Source organism: Pseudomonas helleri (genome assembly GCF_001043025.1).
In the GTDB taxonomy this organism is placed as follows: domain Bacteria; phylum Pseudomonadota; class Gammaproteobacteria; order Pseudomonadales; family Pseudomonadaceae; genus Aquipseudomonas; species Aquipseudomonas helleri.
Genome location: NZ_JYLD01000007.1, coordinates 74,315 through 95,188, shown reverse-complemented (window position 1 = coordinate 95,188; position 20,874 = coordinate 74,315). Strand labels below are relative to the sequence as shown.

17 protein-coding genes are annotated in these 20,874 nt (G+C 57.6%); 6 read left to right on the top strand and 11 right to left on the bottom strand.

The annotated features are described in order from the left end of the window. The first annotated feature begins 116 nt into the window (after positions 1–116). The 3 genes from TU84_RS12940 to TU84_RS12930 are packed head-to-tail and all read left to right on the top strand — an operon-like array spanning position 117 to position 5,875. The gene (locus TU84_RS12940) at positions 117–1,268 is read left to right on the top strand and encodes an efflux RND transporter periplasmic adaptor subunit (protein WP_048369498.1); all 1,152 of its coding nucleotides are present in this window, start codon (positions 117–119) and stop codon (positions 1,266–1,268) included. 3 nt (positions 1,269–1,271) lie between these two features. Continuing rightward, complete coding sequence (locus TU84_RS12935; RefSeq protein WP_048369496.1) at positions 1,272–4,427, top strand: efflux RND transporter permease subunit; 3,156 nt, start codon at positions 1,272–1,274, stop codon at positions 4,425–4,427. After that, positions 4,424–5,875: an AdeC/AdeK/OprM family multidrug efflux complex outer membrane factor gene (locus TU84_RS12930; protein WP_048369494.1), complete on the top strand. Its 1,452-nt coding sequence runs from the start codon at positions 4,424–4,426 to the stop codon at positions 5,873–5,875. Before TU84_RS12935 ends, TU84_RS12930 begins: the two co-directional genes overlap by 4 nt. Before the next feature lie 58 nt (positions 5,876–5,933). Here the strand turns inward: TU84_RS12930 and pcaC are convergent, their stop codons facing one another. From pcaC to pcaR, 8 genes are all read right to left on the bottom strand, one after another. Further along, a complete protein-coding gene (pcaC, locus tag TU84_RS12925) occupies positions 5,934–6,326 on the bottom strand; it encodes a 4-carboxymuconolactone decarboxylase (protein WP_048369492.1) in 393 nt (130 codons plus the stop codon). A 10-nt stretch (positions 6,327–6,336) separates the two neighbouring features. Further along, the gene (gene pcaD, locus TU84_RS12920) at positions 6,337–7,137 is read right to left on the bottom strand and encodes a 3-oxoadipate enol-lactonase (RefSeq protein WP_048369863.1); all 801 of its coding nucleotides are present in this window, start codon (positions 7,135–7,137) and stop codon (positions 6,337–6,339) included. A gap of 13 nt (positions 7,138–7,150) precedes the next feature. After that, positions 7,151–8,503, bottom strand: a complete 1,353-nt coding sequence (locus TU84_RS12915) for a 3-carboxy-cis,cis-muconate cycloisomerase (protein ID WP_048369491.1) — start codon at positions 8,501–8,503, stop codon at positions 7,151–7,153. Positions 8,504–8,551: 48 nt separating this feature from the next. Further along, positions 8,552–9,844 (bottom strand): MFS family transporter, encoded by a 1,293-nt coding sequence (locus tag TU84_RS12910; RefSeq protein WP_048369489.1) that lies wholly within the window; start codon positions 9,842–9,844, stop codon positions 8,552–8,554. Between the two features lie 114 nt (positions 9,845–9,958). Continuing rightward, positions 9,959–11,164 (bottom strand): 3-oxoadipyl-CoA thiolase, encoded by a 1,206-nt coding sequence (pcaF, locus tag TU84_RS12905; protein ID WP_174479325.1) that lies wholly within the window; start codon positions 11,162–11,164, stop codon positions 9,959–9,961. Continuing rightward, positions 11,161–11,943, bottom strand: a complete 783-nt coding sequence (locus TU84_RS12900) for a CoA-transferase subunit beta (RefSeq protein WP_173430589.1) — start codon at positions 11,941–11,943, stop codon at positions 11,161–11,163. Before TU84_RS12900 ends, pcaF begins: the two co-directional genes overlap by 4 nt. Beyond that, on the bottom strand, positions 11,940–12,797 hold the full coding sequence (locus TU84_RS12895; protein WP_048369484.1) for a CoA transferase subunit A: 858 nt from the start codon (positions 12,795–12,797) through the stop codon (positions 11,940–11,942). The genes TU84_RS12900 and TU84_RS12895 overlap by 4 nt, the downstream gene beginning before the upstream one ends. A 249-nt stretch (positions 12,798–13,046) precedes the next feature. Next, entirely contained in the window at positions 13,047–13,889 is an 843-nt protein-coding gene (gene pcaR, locus TU84_RS12890; protein WP_048369481.1) for a pca regulon transcriptional regulator PcaR, read from the bottom strand. Between the two features lie 798 nt (positions 13,890–14,687). On the opposite strand from pcaR, the gene TU84_RS12885 reads away from it, so the two are divergent. Beyond that, positions 14,688–14,888: a hypothetical protein gene (locus TU84_RS12885; RefSeq protein WP_048369479.1), complete on the top strand. Its 201-nt coding sequence runs from the start codon at positions 14,688–14,690 to the stop codon at positions 14,886–14,888. A 346-nt stretch (positions 14,889–15,234) separates the two neighbouring features. Beyond that, positions 15,235–16,707, top strand: coding sequence for an inorganic phosphate transporter (locus tag TU84_RS12880; protein WP_048369477.1), 1,473 nt, complete (start codon positions 15,235–15,237; stop codon positions 16,705–16,707). Positions 16,708–16,839: 132 nt separating this feature from the next. Here TU84_RS12880 and ccoM read toward each other — a convergent pair whose 3' ends face one another. From ccoM to TU84_RS12870, 3 genes are all read right to left on the bottom strand, one after another. Next, complete coding sequence (gene ccoM / locus TU84_RS26605; RefSeq protein WP_048369476.1) at positions 16,840–16,953, bottom strand: cytochrome c oxidase subunit CcoM; 114 nt, start codon at positions 16,951–16,953, stop codon at positions 16,840–16,842. Positions 16,954–17,096: 143 nt separating this feature from the next. Continuing rightward, positions 17,097–17,258: a hypothetical protein gene (locus tag TU84_RS26290; RefSeq protein WP_088500389.1), complete on the bottom strand. Its 162-nt coding sequence runs from the start codon at positions 17,256–17,258 to the stop codon at positions 17,097–17,099. 96 nt (positions 17,259–17,354) lie between these two features. Further along, positions 17,355–17,666: a hypothetical protein gene (locus TU84_RS12870; RefSeq protein WP_048369861.1), complete on the bottom strand. Its 312-nt coding sequence runs from the start codon at positions 17,664–17,666 to the stop codon at positions 17,355–17,357. A gap of 155 nt (positions 17,667–17,821) precedes the next feature. On the opposite strand from TU84_RS12870, the gene rapA reads away from it, so the two are divergent. Then, on the top strand, positions 17,822–20,668 hold the full coding sequence (gene rapA, locus TU84_RS12865) for an RNA polymerase-associated protein RapA (RefSeq protein ID WP_048369474.1): 2,847 nt from the start codon (positions 17,822–17,824) through the stop codon (positions 20,666–20,668). Positions 20,669–20,874 lie beyond the last annotated feature (206 nt).

Here is a 20,874-nt window from a genome sequence, read left to right as displayed (position 1 = left end):
ACAAACAGACATGAATGTAAGTATATTCCTTAGCAAGCTCATTATCCACCCGGAACAGCTTTCTATACCCTTCCACTATTCTTGTGCGCTTTCGCGTGCCTGACCCGAGGATCTTCATGCAATTTAAGCCAGCTGTTACCGCTCTGGTTGCTGCCATCACCCTAGCTTCGCTGCTCAGCGGATGTAAGAAGGAAGAGGCAGCACCTGCCCCACAAACCCCTCAGGTCGGCGTCGTGACGCTGAAAACCCAGCCATTTACCTTGACTACCGATCTTCCTGGTCGAACGACTTCATACCGTTCGGCAGAAGTTCGCCCTCAAGTGAACGGCATTATCCTTAAGCGCTACTTCAAAGAAGGCAGCGACGTTAAAGAAGGCCAGCAGCTGTATCAAATCGATCCGGCGATCTACGAGAGCAGCGTGCTGAGCGCCAAGGCGACCCTGCAATCGGCCAAATCCCTGGCTGATCGCTACAAGCAACTGGTTGCAGAGCAAGCCGTGAGCCGTCAGGAATACGACAACGCCGAAGCTGCTCGTCTAGAAGCCGAAGCTGCACTGAAAACCGCTCAGGTAAACCTGCGCTACACCAAGGTCCTGGCGCCGCTGTCAGGTCGTATTGGTCGCTCGCTGTTCACTGAAGGCGCACTCGTAACCAGTGGCCAAGCCAATGCATTGGCCGTGATTACTCAACTGGACCCGATTTACGTAGACGTGACCCAGTCCTCGGTAGAGATGCTGGAACTGCGTCGCGACCTGGCAGATGGCCGTCTGAAAAAAGCCGGTGAGAACGCTGCCAAAGTCAAACTGACCCTGCCGGACGGTAGCGAATACCCACTGGAAGGTCGTCTTGAGTTCACCGAAGTCTCGGTAGACGAGACCACCGGTTCCGTCACCCTGCGTGCGGTGTTCCCGAACCCTGACAGCGTTCTGTTGCCTGGCATGTTCGTTCACGCCCAACTGGAAGCGGGCATCAACAGCGATGCCATTTTGGCCCCGCAAATTGGTGTCACCCACAACGCCAAAGGCGAGCCAACGGCCCTTATCGTCGGTCCGGACAACAAAGTTGAGCTGCGTGTGTTGCAAGCAACGCGCACGGTTGGCAGCGACTGGCTGGTAGAAAAAGGCCTGAACGCCGGTGACCGTTTGATTACAGACGGCCTGCAGTACGTCCGTCCAGGCGCTGAAGTCAAAATCATGGACAAGACTCCAGGCGCAACCCCGGCATCGGCCCCGGCCACTGATAAAGCTTCGGGCAGTAAAGGGGAATAAACCATGTCGAAATTTTTTATCGACCGTCCAATTTTCGCCTGGGTAATAGCCCTGGTGATCATGCTGGTCGGGGCTTTATCGATCCTCAAGCTGCCAATAAACCAGTACCCGAGCATCGCACCACCGGCCATCTCGATTTCCGTGACCTATCCGGGTGCTTCGGCACAAACCGTACAGGACACCGTGGTTCAGGTGATCGAGCAGCAACTTAACGGTATTGACCACCTGCGTTACGTGTCATCGGAAAGTAACTCCGACGGCAGCATGACCATTACCGTAACGTTCGACCAGGGTACCAACCCTGACACCGCTCAGGTCCAGGTCCAGAATAAGCTGAACCTGGCCACCCCGCTGCTGCCGCAAGAAGTGCAGCAGCAGGGTATCCGGGTTACCAAGGCAGTGAAAAACTTCCTGATGGTAGTCGGCGTGGTGTCCACCGACGGCAGCATGAACAAGGACGACTTGTCGAACTACATCGTCTCCAACATGCAAGACCCGCTGTCGCGGACGGCAGGCGTGGGTGACTTCCAGGTGTTCGGTGCTCAGTACGCCATGCGTATCTGGCTGGACCCGGCCAAGTTGAACAAGTACAACCTGACCCCGGTGGATGTTAAATCCGCGATCTCGGCGCAGAACGTACAGGTGTCTTCCGGTCAACTGGGTGGTCTGCCTGCGCTGAAAGGCCAGGAGCTGAACGCAACGATCATTGGCAAAACCCGCCTGCAAACCGCAGACGAGTTTAAAAAGATCCTGCTGAAAGTGAACACCGACGGCTCTCAGGTTCGTCTGGGTGATGTCTCCGAAGTGGGCCTGGGCGGTGAGAACTACAGCATCAGCGCCCAGTACAACGGCAAGCCATCTTCCGGTATTGCAATCAAGCTGGCGTCTGACGCTAACGCCTTGGACACAGCCAAAGCCGTTCGCAAAACCATTACTGACCTGGAACCCTTCTTCCCGCCAGGGATGGAAGTCGTATTCCCGTATGACACCACTCCAGTGATCTCGGCCTCCATCAAAGGGGTTGTTGAAACACTGGTAGAAGCTGTCGTGCTGGTGTTCCTGGTGATGTTCCTGTTCCTGCAAAACTTCCGCGCCACCATCATCACCACGATGACAGTACCGGTTGTATTGCTGGGTACCTTCGGGATCCTCGCCGCTGCAGGTTTCAGCATTAACACCCTGACCATGTTCGGTATGGTCCTGGCCATCGGCTTGCTGGTGGACGATGCCATCGTTGTGGTGGAAAACGTCGAGCGGGTAATGGCCGAGGAAGGCCTGCCGCCCAAAGAAGCCACCAAGAAGTCCATGGGCCAGATCCAGGGCGCTCTGGTGGGTATTGCCCTTGTACTGTCGGCGGTATTGCTGCCGATGGCGTTCTTCGGCGGTTCCACCGGTGTGATCTACCGTCAGTTCTCGATCACCATCGTATCGGCCATGGCCCTGTCGGTTGTGGTTGCCCTGGTGTTCACCCCGGCTCTGTGTGCCACGATGCTCAAACCGATCACCAAGGGTGATCACGGTCAGAACAAGCGTGGGTTCTTCGGCTGGTTCAACCGTACCTTTGACAGCGGCGTACGCGGCTACGAAAAAAGCGTAGGCAGCATTCTGCGCCACAAAGCACCGTACCTGCTGGCCTATGTCCTGATCGTTGTGGGCATGGTGTTCCTGTTTACCCGCATTCCGACCTCCTTCCTTCCGGAAGAAGACCAGGGTGTACTCTTTGCTCAGGTTCAAACCCCACCGGGTACCTCAGCCGAGCGGACTCAGGAAGTCATCGACCGGATGCGTGAATACCTGCTGACCGATGAAACATCGGCGGTGTCTTCGGTATTTACCGTGAACGGCTTCAACTTCGCAGGTCGCGGCCAAAGTTCGGGTCTGGCATTTATCATGCTCAAACCGTGGGGCGAGCGTGATGCCGACAACAGCGTGTTTGCACTAGCAGCACGTGCCCAGAAGCACTTCTTCACTTTCCGCGATGCAATGGTGTTTGCGTTTGCTCCGCCAGCGGTCATGGAGTTGGGTAACGCCACCGGTTTTGACTTTTTCCTTCAAGACCAGGCAGGCATTGGACACGAGAAATTGCTGGAAGCGCGTAACCAGTTCCTCGGTATGGCTTCGCAAAGCAAAGTGCTGGCGGGTGTGCGTCCAAACGGCTTGAACGACGAACCTCAGTACAAACTGATCATCGACGATGAAGCCGCACAAGCGCTGGGCGTGAGCCTGGCGGACCTTAACAGCACGCTGTCCATCGCGCTGGGTGCCAGCTACGTCAACGACTTCATCGACCACGGCCGGGTGAAAAAGGTGTTCCTGCAAGGTACCGCCTCCTCCCGTATGAGCCCGGAAGACCTGAAGAAGTGGTACGTGCGTAACGATCAGGGAACCATGGTGCCGTTCTCGGCCTTTGCCAAGGGCGAGTGGATTTACGGCTCACCCAAGCTGTCGCGTTATAACGGCGTAGAAGCCATGGAAATTCTGGGTACACCAGCACCGGGCTACAGCAGTGGTGAGGCCATGGCCGAGGTTGAAGCCCTCGCCAAGAAACTCCCGGCAGGTGTGGGTATTTCCTGGACAGGTCTGTCTTACGAGGAACGTTTGTCGGGCTCGCAAGCCCCTGCCTTGTACGCGATTTCCTTGCTGATGGTCTTCCTGTGTCTTGCCGCACTGTATGAAAGCTGGTCGATTCCGATCGCGGTCATGCTTGTTGTACCGCTGGGGATTATTGGTGCGCTGCTGGCTACCAGCCTGCGAGGCCTGTCCAACGACGTGTACTTCCAGGTAGGTCTATTGACGACAATCGGTCTGGCAGCGAAAAACGCCATTCTGATCGTCGAATTTGCCAAGGAGCTGCATGAACAAGGGCGTAGTCTGTACGATGCCGCGATTGAAGCGTGCCGGATGCGTCTGCGACCGATCATCATGACGTCCCTGGCGTTCATCCTCGGTGTTGTGCCGCTGGCCATCTCCCACGGCGCAGGCTCGGGCAGCCAGCACGCCATTGGTACAGGTGTTATCGGCGGTATGCTGAGTGCGACCCTGCTGGCTATTTTCTGGGTGCCGCTGTTCTTTGTTGCCGTCTCCTCGATTGGCAATAAAAAAGACACTGAGCAAAAAGAAGAACTGACTAACACTCCAAACAAAGAGGCTGGCCAATGAGCAAGTCGCTTCTCGCAGTAGCGGTTACAGCGTTTACGCTGAGTGGCTGCTCGCTGATACCGGACTACCAGCGCCCTGAAGCGCCGATAGCCGCGCAATACCCGCAGGGCCCGGCGTACTCGCCGAACGAGGCGCCAAACCAGGCCGCGGCAGAACAAGGCTGGCGTCAGTTTTTCCATGATCCTGCCCTGCAACAGCTGATCCAGACAGCTCTGGTCAACAACCGCGACCTTCGGGTCGCGGCGCTGAACATCGACGCTTATGCCGCGCAGTACCGCATCCAGCGTGCGGACCTGTTCCCGGCGGTGACCGCAGATGCCAGCGGCAGTCGTCAACGCACCCCGGCGCGCATGTCGCAAACCGGCAAGGCAGGCATTACCAGCCAATACTCCGCGACCCTTGGGGTCAGTGCGTATGAGCTGGACTTGTTCGGACGTATCCGCAGCCTGAGCGATCAGGCTCTGGAAAACTACTTCGCCACTGAAGAAGCCCGCCGTTCCACCCAGATCAGTCTGGTGGCCAACGTTGCGACCGCTTACCTGACCTGGCAAGCGGACAAAGAGCTGCTCAAGCTGACTGAAGACACCCTCAAGGCGTTCGATGAAAGCTACAAGCTGACCCTGCGCAGCAATGAAGTGGGCGTGGCCTCGGCACTGGAGCTCAGCCAGTCGCGCACCTCAGTGGAAAACGCCAAAGTTCAATTGGCCAAGTACACCCGTCAGGTCGCCCAGGATGAAAACAGCCTGGCCCTGCTGCTCGGCACTGGTATTCCGGACAATCTGCCGACAGCCAAACCGCTGTCAGCTGATTTGCTGACCCAAATGCCAGCGGGCTTGCCGTCCGACTTGCTGCAACGTCGCCCCGACATCCTTCAGGCCGAGCACCAGTTGTTGGCGGCCAACGCCAACATTGGTGCCGCACGCGCCGCGTTCTTCCCGAGCATCAGCCTCACCGCCAATGCCGGGACCTTGAGCCCAGACCTCTCGGGTCTGTTCAAGGGCGGTTCGGGCACCTGGCTGTTCTCGCCACAGATCAACCTGCCGATCTTCAACGCAGGCGCTCTGCGCGCGAGCCTGGACTACTCGAAAATCCAGAAGGAAATCACCGTCTCGCAATACGAGAAGGCGATCCAGACGGCATTCCAGGAAGTTTCTGACGGCCTGGCAGCACGTCAAACCTACAACCAGCAGTTGCAGGCGCAAGCCGATTTCGTTAACGCCAACCAGGACTACTACCGTCTGGCAGAGCGTCGTTATCGGATTGGTGTCGACAGCAACCTGACGTTCCTTGATGCACAGCGCTCGTTGTTCAGCGCGCAGCAGGCGTTGATCACCGATCGTCTGTCGCAGTTGACCAGCGAAGTCACACTGTACAAGGCGCTGGGCGGTGGCTGGTACGAGCAGACCGGGCAAAACCGGCCTGTATCGGACAAGCCGCCAAAAGCTTGATAGCGACCCGATAAAACAAAAAACCCGCCAATTGGCGGGTTTTTTGTTGCCCATATGACTATTCCCGGGACTCAACGCCCAACTCGTCCCACACCGACTCTGCCAAATGGAAGGTCGCATTGGCTGCCGGAATGCCGCAGTAGATCGCGCTCTGCATGATCACTTCTTTGATCTCTGCACGGGTCACGCCATTGTTGGCAGCGGCGCGCAGGTGCAGTTTGAGTTCTTCGCTGCGGTTCATGCCGATCAGCATCGCAATGGTAATCAGGCTGCGGGTATGACGTGGCAATCCAGGCCGCGTCCAGATATCACCCCACGCATGGCGGGTAATCATTTCCTGGAATTCGCTGTTGAACTCGGTCAGGGCGTTCAGGCTGCGGTCGACGTGCGCATCGCCCAGCACGGCGCGGCGTACACCCATGCCCTCTTCATAACGTTGTTTCTCGTCCACAGAACGCTCCTTAAACCGCTTGTTGGGCTAACAAAAACGCCAGCACCCGCTGGCTGAACGCATCACCGGCCTGCACGTTGGACAAGTGCGCCGCGTAGAACTCTGCGTACTCGGCACCTGCCACGTGTTCCTGAATGAAATGACTGCCCGAAGGCGGCGTCACGGCGTCTTCGGTGCCTGCAATCACCAGCGTCGGCACGCGAATCGCGCCAAGCTGATCACGAAAATCGGCATCACGCACCGCCGCGCAGTTGGCGGCATAACCCTGCGGCGAGGTAGCCGCCAGCATGTCAGTAATGCGTTTGGCTTGATCCGGGTGGGCCTGGGCGTAGTCTGCGGTAAACCAGCGGGCAATCGAGGCATCACGCAATCCGGCCATTGCCTCTGCACCGTCACGCAACACCGTTTCAATCCGCGGGTTCCACACCGACGGCTCACCGATCTTGGCCGCGGTGTTGCACACCACCAGTGAATTCAGCCGTGAACCGGCATGAATGCCCAACCACTGGCCAATCAGGCCGCCCATCGACAGGCCGCAAAAATGCGCGCGCTCAATATGCAGCGCATCGAGTAACGCCAGTACATCGCCACCCAACTGCTCAATGCTGTACGGACCTTCGGTCACCAGCGACTGGCCATGGCCACGGGTGTCGTACCGCAGCACCTGAAAATGCTCCGCGAACGCCGGAACTTGCGTTGCCCACATGCCCAGGTCCGTGCCCAATGAGTTGGACAACACCAACACCGGGGCGCCTTTCGGGCCATCGAGTTGGTAGTTGAGTTCACCTTCTGCCAGTTGTACACGCCCCACGACCATCTCCTTTTTAGACTGCCAACGCAAAATGTTCAGCCCGTGCCCGCTCGACCCACGTCGTCGCTTGCCCCAGGTAATGAGCAGGATCGAGCAAGCGATCCAGTTCGGCTGCCGATAACTGCGCGCTAATCTCGGGCTCATCGCCCAACACCGCACGCAGATGCCGATGCTCGGCCACGGCCCGCTTACAGCATTGCTCCAACAGGTGATGCGCGGTTTCGCGCCCCACTCGCTGCGCCAATTCAATACTCACGGCTTCGGCCAATACCAGGCCGTGGGTCAAATCGAGGTTTTGCGCCATGCGCTCGGCATCCACTTCCAGCCCCTGGGCAATATTGAGGGCTTGAGCCAACGCGCCTGCCACCAAACAGCAAATCTCTGGGAGGGTTTCCCACTCGGCATGCCACAAGCCCAAACTGCGCTCGTGTTCTTGAGGCATGGCGCTGAACAAAGTGCTGAGCAGCCCGGGAACCCGCGTCGCCGCACTGATCAATACGGCAGAACCCACCGGATTGCGCTTGTGCGGCATGGTCGAGGACCCGCCCTTGCCCGGCGCAGAAGGCTCGAAGACTTCCGCCGCTTCGGTCTGCATAAGCAAACTGATGTCGCGGCCCATCTTGCCCAGGCTACCTGCCACCAACCCGAGTACCGCACCGAACTCCACCAGACGGTCACGCTGGGTGTGCCAGGGTTGGTCGGGCAGCGCGAGCTTCAACTCGGCGGCCAACGCGTGCGCCACGGGTAACGCTTGCTCACCCAGCGCGGCCAAGGTGCCCGAAGCACCGCCAAACTGCAGGCTCAGCAAACGTGGTTTTAATGCTTGAAGCCGCTGACGGCTGCGCGTAACTGCGCCCAGCCAACCTGCGATTTTCATCCCCAAGGTCACGGGCGTTGCTTGCTGCAACCAGGTGCGACCCGCCAAGGGCGTGGTGGCATAACGCTGGGCCTGTTGCGCGAGGACTTCGCCCAACTGCTGCAAATCCTGCTCGATCAGTTCGAGGGCGGCGCGCAGTTGCAGCACCAACCCGCTGTCCATCACGTCCTGGCTAGTGGCGCCCAAGTGCACATAACGCTCGGCCTCGGGGCTGACGCTGGCAATCTGCTTGCCGAGCGCTTTCACCAACGGGATGGCCGAGTTGCCAGCGCTGGCGATGGCCAGCCCCAAGGCTTCAAAGTCGTAGAGTTCGGCGCGGCAAGCCGCTTCAATCGGTGCAACTGCTGACGACGGAATCAACCCAGTACTGGCTTGAGCCCGAGCCAGGGCGGCCTCAAAGTCGAGCATGGCTTGAACCCGGCCATGGTCGCAGAACACCACACCCATAGCCTTGCCCGTGAAATAGGCATCGAACAGTTGGTTACTCATAAACCTTCCTTTGCAGGCGCGCGCCGAACATCGGCGCGCGCAAACTCATCACATATCGTGATGCAGGTATTTGGGCTGCTTCGGCAAACGGAAGCTAAACAGGAAGGCGATGGCCATCATGACCGTCACGTACCAGTAAAAGGTGTTTTCCATGCCCATGGACTTCAGGCCCAAGGCCACATATTCCGCCGAACCGCCAAACACTGCGTTAGCCACGGCGTAGGCCAGCCCTACTCCCAACGCCCGCACCTGTGGCGGGAACATCTCGGCCTTAACCAAACCGCTGATCGAGGTGTAGAAGCTGACAATCGCCAGCGCCAGGGTGATCAACACAAAGGCCAAAAACGGGCTGGTAATGGTTTTCAGGCTGAGCAAAATCGGCACCGTGCACAATGTGCCCAAGGCGCCAAACCAGAGCATCGAATTTCGACGGCCGATTTTGTCCGCGAGCATGCCGAACAACGGCTGCATGCACATATAAAGGAAGAGCGCGCCGGTCATGATGTAGCTGGCGGTTTTGGCGTGCATCCCGGCGGTGTTCACCAGGTATTTCTGCATGTACGTGGTAAAAGTGTAGAAAATCAGCGAGCCGCCAGCGGTGTAGCCGAGCACGGTGATAAACGCAGCTTTATGGTCACGAAACAGCGCCGCAATGCTACCGGCGTCTTTGTCATTACGGGATTCAGCGCTGGTGGTCTCTTCCAGGGAACGACGCAACAACAGCGAAATAACGGCTGCGATGGCACCAATCACAAACGGGATGCGCCAGCCCCATGCGCGCAGTTCCTCATCTGACAAAATCTGCTGGAGGATCACCACCACCAGCACTGCCAGCAACTGCCCGCCGATCAACGTGACGTATTGGAACGAGGCAAAGAAACCACGCTGCCCCTTGAGGGCAACCTCACTCATGTAAGTGGCCGTGGTGCCATATTCACCACCCACCGACAGGCCCTGGAACAACCGCGCCATCAAGAGTAATGCGGGCGCCCACGCACCAATCGAGGCGTAGGTCGGCAAAAAGGCGATGACCAATGAACCGGCGCACATCATCATCACCGCGATCATCATTGAGTTCTTGCGCCCGTGCTTGTCGGCCACCCGGCCAAACAGCCAGCCACCGATAGGACGCATCAAGAAGCCCGCCGCAAATACACCGGCCGTGTTCAGCAGTTGTACCGTAGGGTCATCGGAGGGGAAAAAAGCTGGCGCAAAGTAGATTGCACAGAACGCGTAAACGTAAAAATCGAACCATTCGACCAGGTTGCCCGAGGAGGCACCGACAATCGCGAAGATCCTTTTTCTACGTTCCTCTCCTGTGTAGTGAGTGTCTGTTGTCATGATTTTAGACTCATCTGGTTAGTTATTTTCAGACATACCTTGCAACAAGTACCCTGCAACCACAATGCGCCAAACGATTGAGTCCTTAATCGTCTGGCGCATCGTCAGGGCAAATCAGACCCGCTCTATCGCTAGCGCCAAGCCTTGGCCGACCCCTACACACATAGTAGCCAGACCTTTTTTACCGCCGGTTTTTTCCAGCTGGTGCAGGGCCGTCAGCACCAACCGCGCACCGCTCATGCCCAGCGGATGGCCCAACGCGATGGCGCCGCCATTGGGGTTAACCTGTGGCGCATCGTCCGCCAGCCCCAACTCACGCAACACGGCCAACCCCTGGCTGGCAAAGGCTTCGTTGAGTTCGATGACATCAAAGTCACTGACCGCCAGGCCCAGACGCTCAACCAGTTTGCGCACCGCAGGCACCGGGCCAATGCCCATCACTCTCGGTGCAACCCCGGCGCTGGCCATGCCCAACACCCGCGCGCGGGCAGTCAGGCCATGACGTTTGACCGCATCAGCCGAGGCCAGAATCAACGCCGCAGCCCCGTCGTTGACCCCCGAGGCATTGCCTGCGGTGACGGTTTTGTCCGGGCCGTTGACCGGTTTGAGTTTGCTCAGGGTGTCGAAGCTGGTGTCGGCACGCGGGTGTTCATCGCGCTCAACCAAACTTTCGCCTTTTTTGTGGGCGATACGTACCGGCACAATCTCTTCAGCAAAATAGCCCGCCGCCTGTGCAGCCGCCGTGCGCTGCTGGCTGCGCAGGGCAAAGGCGTCCTGGTCGGCGCGAGAAATCTGGTAGTCATCGGCCACGTTGTCGGCGGTTTGCGGCATCGCATCGACACCGTATTGAGCTTTCATCAACGGGTTGATGAAGCGCCAGCCAATGGTGGTGTCTTCCAGCTTCATGTTGCGCGAGAACGCGGCATCAGCCTTGCCCATCACAAACGGTGCCCGCGACATCGATTCAACGCCGCCGGCAATCGCCAGTTCCATTTCACCGCTGGCAATGGCACGGAACGCCGTGCCAATCGCGTCCATCCCCGAGGCACACAAACGATTGAGGGTGACACCGGGGATGCTCTCCGGCAGTCCGGCCAGCAACGCCGCCATGCGCGCGACGTTGCGGTTGTCTTCACCCGCCTGGTTGGCGCAGCCCAAAAACACTTCGTCGACTTCGTCCCATTTGACCGTGGGGTTGCGTTCGATCAGTGCCTTGATCGGCGTTGCTGCCAGATCGTCGGCACGAACGGCCGACAAGCCCCCGCCAAAACGGCCAATGGGGGTGCGAATCGCGTCACAGATAAACACTTCACGCATCACGCTTCTCCTGGTGCCTGACCGTGGGCCAGGGCCGTGCGCGCTTCCAGGTCACGCAAAGCGCTTAGCTCAACGTCGGTTGGCTCGGCGGTTTGCTCAACCTTGTCAGCAAAGCGAATCGCCCAGCCCGTTGCCGCCACGACTTGTTCACGCGTCACGCCGGGATGCAGGGCGGTGACCACGAATTCGTTGGTCTGCGCTTCGGGTTCCATGATGCACAGGTCCGTAATGATCCCCACTGGCCCTGCGCCAGGCAGGCCCAAACGCTTACGCGAGTCGCCGCCTTCGCCGTGACCAACCGAGGTAATGAAGTCCAGTTTGTCGACAAACGAACGGGCTGATTGCTTGAGGATGATCAGCACGCTTTTGGCAGAACCGGCGATTTCAGGTGCACCACCCGCGCCCGGCAGGCGGACCTTTGGATGGTGATAGTCACCGACCACAGTCGTGTTGATATTGCCGAAGCGGTCTACCTGAGCGGCACCCAAAAAGCCGACGTCAACCCGACCACCTTGCAACCAGTAGCGGAAAATCTCGCTGGTGGAGACGACCGTGTCAGCCGTTTCGGCCAGCTCACCGTCGCCAATCGACAGCGGCAGCACATTGGGCTTGGCGCCAATCGGGCCAGACTCGTAAATCAGCACCACATCCGGCGACGAGGTCAGGCGCGCCAGGTTCGCAGCCTTCGAAGGCAGGCCAATGCCGACAAAACACACCGAGCCATTTTTCAAACGGCGGGCGGCGGCAACGGTCATCATTTCGTTGGTGGAGTAAGCCATTATTTTGCCTCCGAAGCGCGGGCCAGCTTGGCCTGGAACTCACTGAAATTGGCGGTGCCGTGGATGTATTCGTTTATCCATGCGGTAAAGGTTTCGCGGTCGCGGGCAATCGGGTCCCAGGCCTGATAGAAACGGTTATCACGTTCGGTGTAACCATGTGCGTAGGAAGGATGCGCACCACCCGGTACGTGACACACGGCGCTCAAGGCCCAAGTTGGCAGGACGCAGGCATTCATCGGTGCCTGCAAGTCATCGACAATCTCTTCAACCGTCACGATGCAGCGCTTGGCGGCCAAGGCGGCTTCTTTTTGCACGCCCAAAATGCCCCACAACAGTACGTTGCCCTTGCGGTCAGCCTTTTGCGCGTGGATCACCGTAACGTCAGGGCGCACCGAAGGCACCGCCGCCAGCACTTCACCGGTAAACGGGCAGGTAACGGTCTTGATCAGCGGGTTGACCTTGGGCAAGTCGGAACCGGCATAGGCGCGCAGTACCGCGAATGGCAAGCCCGAAGCGCCCGCCACATAGGCATTGGCCAGGTCGGCGTGGCTGTGTTCTTCGATTTCCAGCGGCTGCGGCCACTGTTTTTCGACGGCATCGCGCAGACGGTGCAACGAACCGACACCAGGGTTGCCGCCCCAGGAAAAAATCAACTTTCGTGCACAGCCGGCGCCGATCAATTGGTCGTAGATCAAGTCAGGCGTCATACGGACCAACGTCAGGTCTTTCTTGCCCTGACGAATGATTTCATGACCTGCTGCGGTCGGAATCAAGTGAGTGAAACCTTCGAGGGCGACCGTATCACCGTCATTCACAAACTGTTTCACGGCGTCGTGTAACGAAATGATTTCTGCCATGAGGGGTAGCTCCCGTTTCTTGTTTGCCACTGAATAGAAAACGGTGCGTCGAGCGGCACCGGACTGTCAGCAGGTTAAGCCGCCCTCCCGGCTCAAACAATCCGATAATCGACGATGTGTTCGGTAATCGAACACATAGTTAGCCTGCTTGGAATTGACCGAAACGTAGCTCAAAGACTGCGATTTTTTAAGATCAAAAGATCGCGAGGCAAGCTCGCTCCTACAGGGTTAATGTACTTAACGGCGAGGTCAGGTGAACAACTGTGCGCTCAGTTCGCGGCTCGAAGTGAGCATGATCGGCAAAAAGCGCTGCTCCAGTTCTGTACGTGACACGCGCCCGGCGTGGGTGCTGACGTTCAGGGCCGCCAGCACCTGGCCGGAAGCGTCGTACACCGGTACGGCAATCGAACGCAGCCCCTGTTCCAGCTCTTGGTCGACAACGCACCAGCCCTGCTCGCGAACTTTCTGCAAGCATTCAAGCAACGCCTCGGGGGTATGCAGGGTGCGACTGGTTTTGGCCTGGAACTCAGCGTGGGCCAGGTATTCGTTGAGGGTCACATCATCAAGGGCCGCCAGCAAAATACGCCCCATCGACGTGCAATACGCTGGCAAACGGCCGCCCACCGAAAGGTCGACTGAAATCAGCCGCTGGGTGGTGGCCGAACGGGCGATGTAGAGGATGTCGTCACCTTCAAGGGTCGCCATGTTGCAGGCTTCGTGCAGTTGCTCGCTCATGCGGTCCAGATACGGCTGGGCCGAGACCGCCAGCGGCGTCGACGACAAATAGGCATGGCCGAGGGTCAACACTTTGGGCAGCAACGAATAGGTCCGGCCATCGGTGGTGGCATAGCCCAGTTTGATCAACGTATACAAGCAACGCCGTACAGCGGCGCGCGGGATCTCGGTTCGATGGCTGATCTGCGCAATCGTCAGGTGCCGTTTACGTTCCTGAAACGCCTGCACCACGGCCAGACCACGGGCCAGCGAGGCCATGAAGTCGGGGTCGCCGGTAAACGCCTGAATACGTTTGGCAGGTGACGCCACAATCGGTGGCGCCAGGCCAGTCACTGCATTGCGCAATTGCTCACTCATACCCTATCCCCCTGATGTCGCTTTTATTGTTATTACAGATCGGCCCCGGTAACAACAGACACACGGCAGATGCAATATTGGCCGATTATCGAACCGACGACCGATAATCGCAATATCCTCACCCTGCATCACGGATATGAATGTGACGTAGGCAACGCCTCATGATCCTGTGCGTTTAATAAAGTTCCATTGCCGTACTTTATAACTACAGACAACACCTGCGTCTGATTTCCATTAAGCTTTTTTTACCGGCTACACTGCGACTAACAGCCTCCCCCACTCATTGGAGTGCATTTTCCTTATATGCCCGGTCAATTAAGCTGACGGTAGCGCTCAACAACTTGACACTCCATTTACCTTCACCCGTATTAATAGTTCTAAAAAATGCCAGAAGCTGTTCATTCCCTGAATTTTTGCAACAAAGTTTGCACTTGGAAGTTGACGGACCTAAAGCGCTTCGGCGATAGTAGACGCCTTACTCAAGCCTTTATGGCCCGCAAGTAATTGAATGCACAGAGTCAAGCATTCCCGCCTTTTGGATCCAACCCGCTCGTTGAACTCAATAGGCCGAGAGGCTTAACTTCCAAGTGCGACCTGAATTGTCCACCCTCTGGGGTGAGCACTTAAGTGCGACAGCGCTCAGGTGTTAATTAATGTCGTTGCCGCCTGCACAGAGTGGTTGATTTAACCTTGACGTTGCTTATAGATATCCGTCTAAAGCTGACTCAAACGTCAGATGCATCAACCTCTCTTGCGAGTGGTTCACCAGGTTTAATCTTTACTTAATTAGGTAGCACTGTGACGAAAGACGAACTGCGCGCAGAACTTGAGCGTCAGGAACAACGTTACAAGGATGTTTATGGCGGCGAAGTGACCACTTATGCCGCAAAGCCGGAGCCCGAGCGCAAGCCTTGGCGCAAACGTGCAAGCCTGCTGGATCAGGCGTTTTCTCAAGAAATTCAAAAAATTGAGAAAGAACTCAAAGCTGAAGAGTCGTGAATCACCACGGCTGAAATCTGTGTAAAAACGGCTACAACGCCTCCTGCCGCTGCATTGCTCGGAGGCTGACCTTTGCCCGACAAAAGGTCTGCCCAAGCCACCAAACTGTCTGATTACAGAAATTTCACACACTCAAATCAGACCGTTACGTAGGCACAGGCCCTCCCCTCTGAAACGCTTATAGCCTTTGTTATCAGCGGCTTGGAGCTGTTTTTGGGCCTCTGTAAATCGGGGTGTCCTACCGCTTTTTTCATTTATAGATGTTACCGGCGAGCACCAAGTGCATCGATTACCAAGGTTTTCTGGCATAATCCGGCCCCCTTTATGACCGTGTCAGAAAACCTTCATGATCGATCTACTAAGCGGATTGGATGCCTGGGTTCTTATCAGCCTCTTCTTCGCCCTAGCCTTTGTTCTCGCCTTCGAGTTCATTAACGGCTTTCATGACACCGCGAACGCGGTAGCGACTGTCATCTACACCAAAGCCATGCCGCCTCACCTGGCGGTGTTCTTCTCCGGTGTATTCAACTTTCTGGGCGTTCTGCTGGGCGGAGTCGGGGTGGCATACGCCATCGTCCACTTGCTGCCGGTAGAGCTTCTGGTCAACGTGAACACCGGACATGGCCTGGCCATGGTGTTCTCGCTGCTGGCTGCAGCCATTACCTGGAACCTGGGTACGTGGTACTTCGGGATTCCGGCCTCCAGCTCCCACACCCTGATCGGCTCGATCCTCGGTGTCGGCCTGGCCAACGCCCTGATCAACGGCATCCCGGTGAGCGAAGGCGTTAACTGGCAGAAGGCTATTGAGATTGGCGCTTCTTTGGTGTTCTCGCCACTGGCGGGCTTCATCATTGCCGGCCTCATGCTGGTGGGCCTGAAGTGGTGGCGTCCTAACTCCAAGATGCACAAGACCCCAGAAGAACGCCGCAAGCTGGATGATAAAAAGCATCCGCCGTTCTGGAACCGTCTGGTTTTGGTGATTTCTGCCATGACCGTGAGCTTCGTTCACGGCTCCAACGACGGTCAAAAAGGTATTGGCCTGATCATGCTGGTACTGATCGGTATCGTGCCGAGCGCCTTCGTTCTGGACTTGAACAGTAGCACTTACCAGATCGAGCGAACGCGCGACGCGACGCTGCACCTGAGCCAGTTCTATCAGCGTAACCACGAGAGCCTGAACGAATACCTGGCACTGGGCAAAAGCATTAAAAGCGACCTGCCGGGCAAGTTCAGCTGCAATCCGCAGCAAACCGAGCCAACCATTGCCGCTCTGCTGAGCTCACTCAAGGGCGTGACTGACTACCACTCCATGACCTCTGAGCAGCGCATCGAAATTCGTCGCTATTTGCTGTGCCTGGATGACACGGCGAAAAAAGTCAGCAAGCTGCCAGTGCTCGACGCCAGTGAAAAGGCGGATCTCGAAAAACTGCGTAAAGACCTGACCACCACCACTGAATACGCACCGTTCTGGGTGATTCTGGCTGTCGCACTGGCTCTGGGCCTGGGCACCATGGTTGGCTGGAGACGCGTGGTTAAAACCATCGGCGAGAAGATCGGCAAGCAAGGCATGACCTATGCCCAAGGCATGGCCGCTCAGATCACTACCACCATCGCGATTGGCCTGGCCAACGTGTTTGCCCTTCCGGTATCGACCACTCACATCCTGTCTTCAGGCGTGGCGGGCACCATGGTTGCCAACAAAAGCGGCCTGCAAGGCAACACCATCAAGACCATCCTGATGGCCTGGGTGCTGACCCTGCCGGCCACTGTCGGGCTGTCTGCAGCACTGTTCTGGTTGGCGTCCATCGCCCTCAACTGATCCAGCGCCTGACAAAAAAGGTACGCCCCTCACGGGGCGTACCTTTTTTTATGCGTTTATTACAGGCAAAAAAATAGGCGACCGAAGTCGCCCAAAATGCCTTGCGTGCTCGTGTACCAGAAAGACCCGGCGCTACTTATTGCGCTTCTGGGAGTCTCTCCAGATAAAAAAACCCAGACCTGCGAAGAACAACACCATGAGACCGACCGTCACTACCCCTGCGATAACCACATTGTCGAGAAACATGACGGCCTCCTGCTCGTGTCTGTTTGTATTGGAGCTAGATTAACCACACAGGCAGGCGCATACGTTGACCGGGATCAATAGTGATCGCGGCCCGACGAGGCTTGGAAAGAAAAGTTGACCCAGATCAGCTAAAACGCGGTAGATCAGCGCTTTTTAGGTTTCTTTTTCGGCTTTTTCTTGGCATTTTCCAAGGGCATTGCTTGCTCGAATGCCTGGCGCACTTCGTTCAGACGCTTCTCTTTAAGGTCATGCACACGCTTGGCACGTTCTGCACCCAGGTCAACCAGATTGCTGTCTTGGCTCATAAAAATCAGGTCACTGTCAGAGGCTGTTGGCTAAAAGGGTTCAAGGGACAGCGCAATAATGCGTTGAGGCCGGACAACAGGCCAGAAAAAATCCAGTCATACCTCGATATCAATCCATAAACCCTGACGCTGCGTCCCATCGACCACGCCATCATCGGCAGGCTGATCCGCCTGGACTTCATCGGGCAGCGGCGGCTGCCCCTCATGCTGGCGTTTGTGTTGCTGACGCTGCTGCTCTTCGCGCAATAACAAGGCTGCCTGGTCAGCATCATGGTGTTTGATGTTGACCGTGCTGTCCCCCGAACTGGCCTGGGCAGGCACAACCGCCGGGATTTCAGGTCGCGGGCGTACCGGGTCTTGTTGTGAGGTCACGGGGACAACGCTCAGCGGTAGAATCGGCGGCAGCATGATGGTGTGCTCCTGTTCTGCGTCCGGCTGAAAACCACTCATCGAAAAGCGCCATTGGCTTCTTTTGAGTAGAGCAGCTTTTTGTCAGAGTCCTTTGGACTGAGGACTCTGCTGCGTTAATATACTCGGCTTTTTCAAAGCGGGAGTCAGGCAGCATGGCGCAGCAGTATCAACCGGGGCAACGCTGGATTAGTGACAGCGAAGCTGAGCTAGGCTTAGGCACCGTTCTGGCACAGGACGGTCGCTTGCTGACCGTGCTCTATCCGGCCACTGGCGAAACCCGCCAATATTCGCTGCGTAACGCCCCACTGACGCGCGTGCGTTTCTCGCCGGGCGACACCATCATCCACTTTGAAGGCTGGAAGATGACCGTTCGCGAAGTCGATGACTCCAGCGGTCTGATGGTTTATCACGGTTTCAACGAACAAAACGAGCTGGTGACCCTGCCAGAAACGCAACTGTCGAACTTTATCCAGTTCCGTCTGGCCAGCGACCGTCTGTTCGCCGGGCAAATCGACCCGCTGTCGTGGTTCTCGCTGCGTTATCACACCCTTGAACACACTAGCCGCCAGTTGCAATCGCCGCTGTGGGGCCTGGGTGGCGTGCGTGCGCAACCTATTGCTCACCAACTGCACATTGCCCGTGAAGTGGCCGACCGTATCGCGCCGCGCGTATTGCTGGCTGACGAAGTGGGCTTGGGTAAAACCATCGAAGCGGGCCTGGTGATTCATCGCCAACTGCTCAGTGGCCGCGCCAGCCGCGTGCTGATCGTGGTCCCGGAAAACCTGCAACACCAGTGGCTGGTCGAAATGCGTCGCCGCTTCAACCTTGAAGTCGCACTGTTTGACGAAGAGCGCTTCATTGAAAGCGATGCCGGCAACCCGTTTGAAGACTGCCAGTTGGCTCTGGTGGCTCTGGAATGGCTGGTTGACGACCCTAAAGCGCAAGCAGCCCTGTTCGACGCAGACTGGGACCTGCTGGTGGTCGACGAAGCTCACCACCTGGTGTGGCATGAAGATCAAGTCAGCCCTGAATACGGTCTGGTCGAGCAACTGGCCGGCGTAATCCCTGGCGTCTTGCTGCTGACTGCGACCCCGGAACAACTGGGTCAGGACAGTCACTTCGCACGTTTGCGCCTGCTCGATCCCAACCGCTTCCACGACTTGGCTGCCTTCCGCGCCGAGAGCGAGAACTATCGCCCGGTCGCTCAGGCGGTACAGGAACTGCTGGATAAAGGCCGCCTGTCCCCTGAAGCGCACACCACCATCCATAACTTCCTGGGTGCTGAAGGCGACTCGCTGCTCGCCGCAGTCAACCAAGGCGATACCGAAGCCAGCGCGCGTCTGGTTCGCGAACTGCTCGACCGTCATGGCACTGGCCGCGTTTTGTTCCGTAACACCCGCGCCGCGATCCAGGGCTTCCCCGAGCGCAAACTGCATGCTTACCCGCTGCCGTGCCCGGACGAATACCTCGAACTGCCCATCGGTGATCACGCCGAGCTGTACCCGGAAGTCAGCTTCCAGGCCCAGCCGGACGCCAGCGATGAAGAGCGCTGGTGGCGCTTTGACCCTCGCGTAGAGTGGCTCACAGACACTCTGAAGATGCTCAAGCGCACCAAAGTGCTGGTGATCTGTGCCCACGCCGAAACCGCCATGGATCTGGAAGACGCCCTGCGCGTTCGCTCCGGCATTCCTGCGACGGTCTTCCACGAAGGCATGAACATTCTTGAACGTGACCGCGCAGCGGCTTACTTCGCTGATGAAGAGTTCGGCGCACAAGTGCTGATCTGCTCGGAAATCGGCAGTGAAGGCCGCAACTTCCAGTTCGCCCATCACCTGGTGCTGTTCGACCTGCCGTCCCACCCGGACCTGCTGGAGCAGCGTATCGGCCGTCTGGACCGTATCGGCCAGAAGCACGTCATCGAACTGCACGTGCCGTACCTGGAAACCAGCCCGCAAGAACGCCTGTTCCAGTGGTACCACGAAGCCCTGAACGCGTTCCTCAACACGTGCCCGACCGGCAACGCCCTGCAACACCAGTTCGGCCCACGCCTGCTGCCGTTGCTTGAAGAAACCGACGACACCCCGTGGCAAGCGCTGATCAACGAAGCCCGCAGCCAGCGCGAGCGCCTGGAGCAAGAACTGCACACCGGTCGTGACCGCCTGCTTGAGCTCAACTCCGGCGGCGCGGGTGAAGGCGAAGCACTGGTAGAAGCGATTCTTGAGCAGGACGACCAGTTCACCCTGCCGATCTACATGGAAACTCTGTTCAATGCGTTCGGCATCGACAGTGAAGACCATTCCGAGAACGCCCTGATTCTCAAGCCGAGCGAGAAAATGCTCGACGCCAGCTTCCCGCTGGGTGACGACGAAGGCGTGACCATCACCTACGACCGCAACCAGGCGCTGTCGCGTGAAGACATGCAGTTCATCACCTGGGAACACCCGATGGTGCAAGGCGGCATGGACTTGGTGCTCTCGGGCTCGATGGGCAACACCGCCGTGGCACTGATCAAAAACAAGGCGCTCAAACCCGGGACCGTTCTGCTCGAACTGATTTACGTCAGCGAAGCCGTTGCCCCGCGCTCCCTGCAACTGGGCCGCTACCTGCCGCCTGCTGCGCTGCGCTGCCTGCTCGATGCCAACGGCAACGACCTGTCCTCGCGCGTGGCCTTCGACACCCTGAATGAACAACTGGAAAGCGTGCCCCGTGCCAGCGCCAACAAGTTCATCCAGGCGCAGCGCGATAACCTGACGCCGAAAATCAATGCCGGCGAAGCCAAGGTTGCGCCACGTCACGCTGAACGTGTGGCCGAAGCGCAACGCCGTCTGGCAGCCGACACGGAAGAAGAACTGGCGCGCCTGACTGCGCTGCAAGCGGTCAACCCGACCGTACGTGACAGCGAGTTGGTTGCCTTGCGTAAACAACGCGAACAAGGGCTGGCCATGCTTGAAAAAGCCGCGCTGCGCCTTGAAGCGATTCGCGTGCTGGTCGCCGGCTAACCCGCATTCTGTAGGAGCGAGCTTGTCTCGCGATCTTTTGATCTTTAAAAGATCGCGAGGCAAGCTCGCTCCTACAAGTTTTCAATCGAAGTTCGCGATTAAAAACTAATTGTTTATTGCGAAATGATTAGCATCATATCGCCATCACCCTCCCCCGCCTTATCCCAGCCTCTACACTGAAAGCACGTCAGCACCTGTTGACTGGC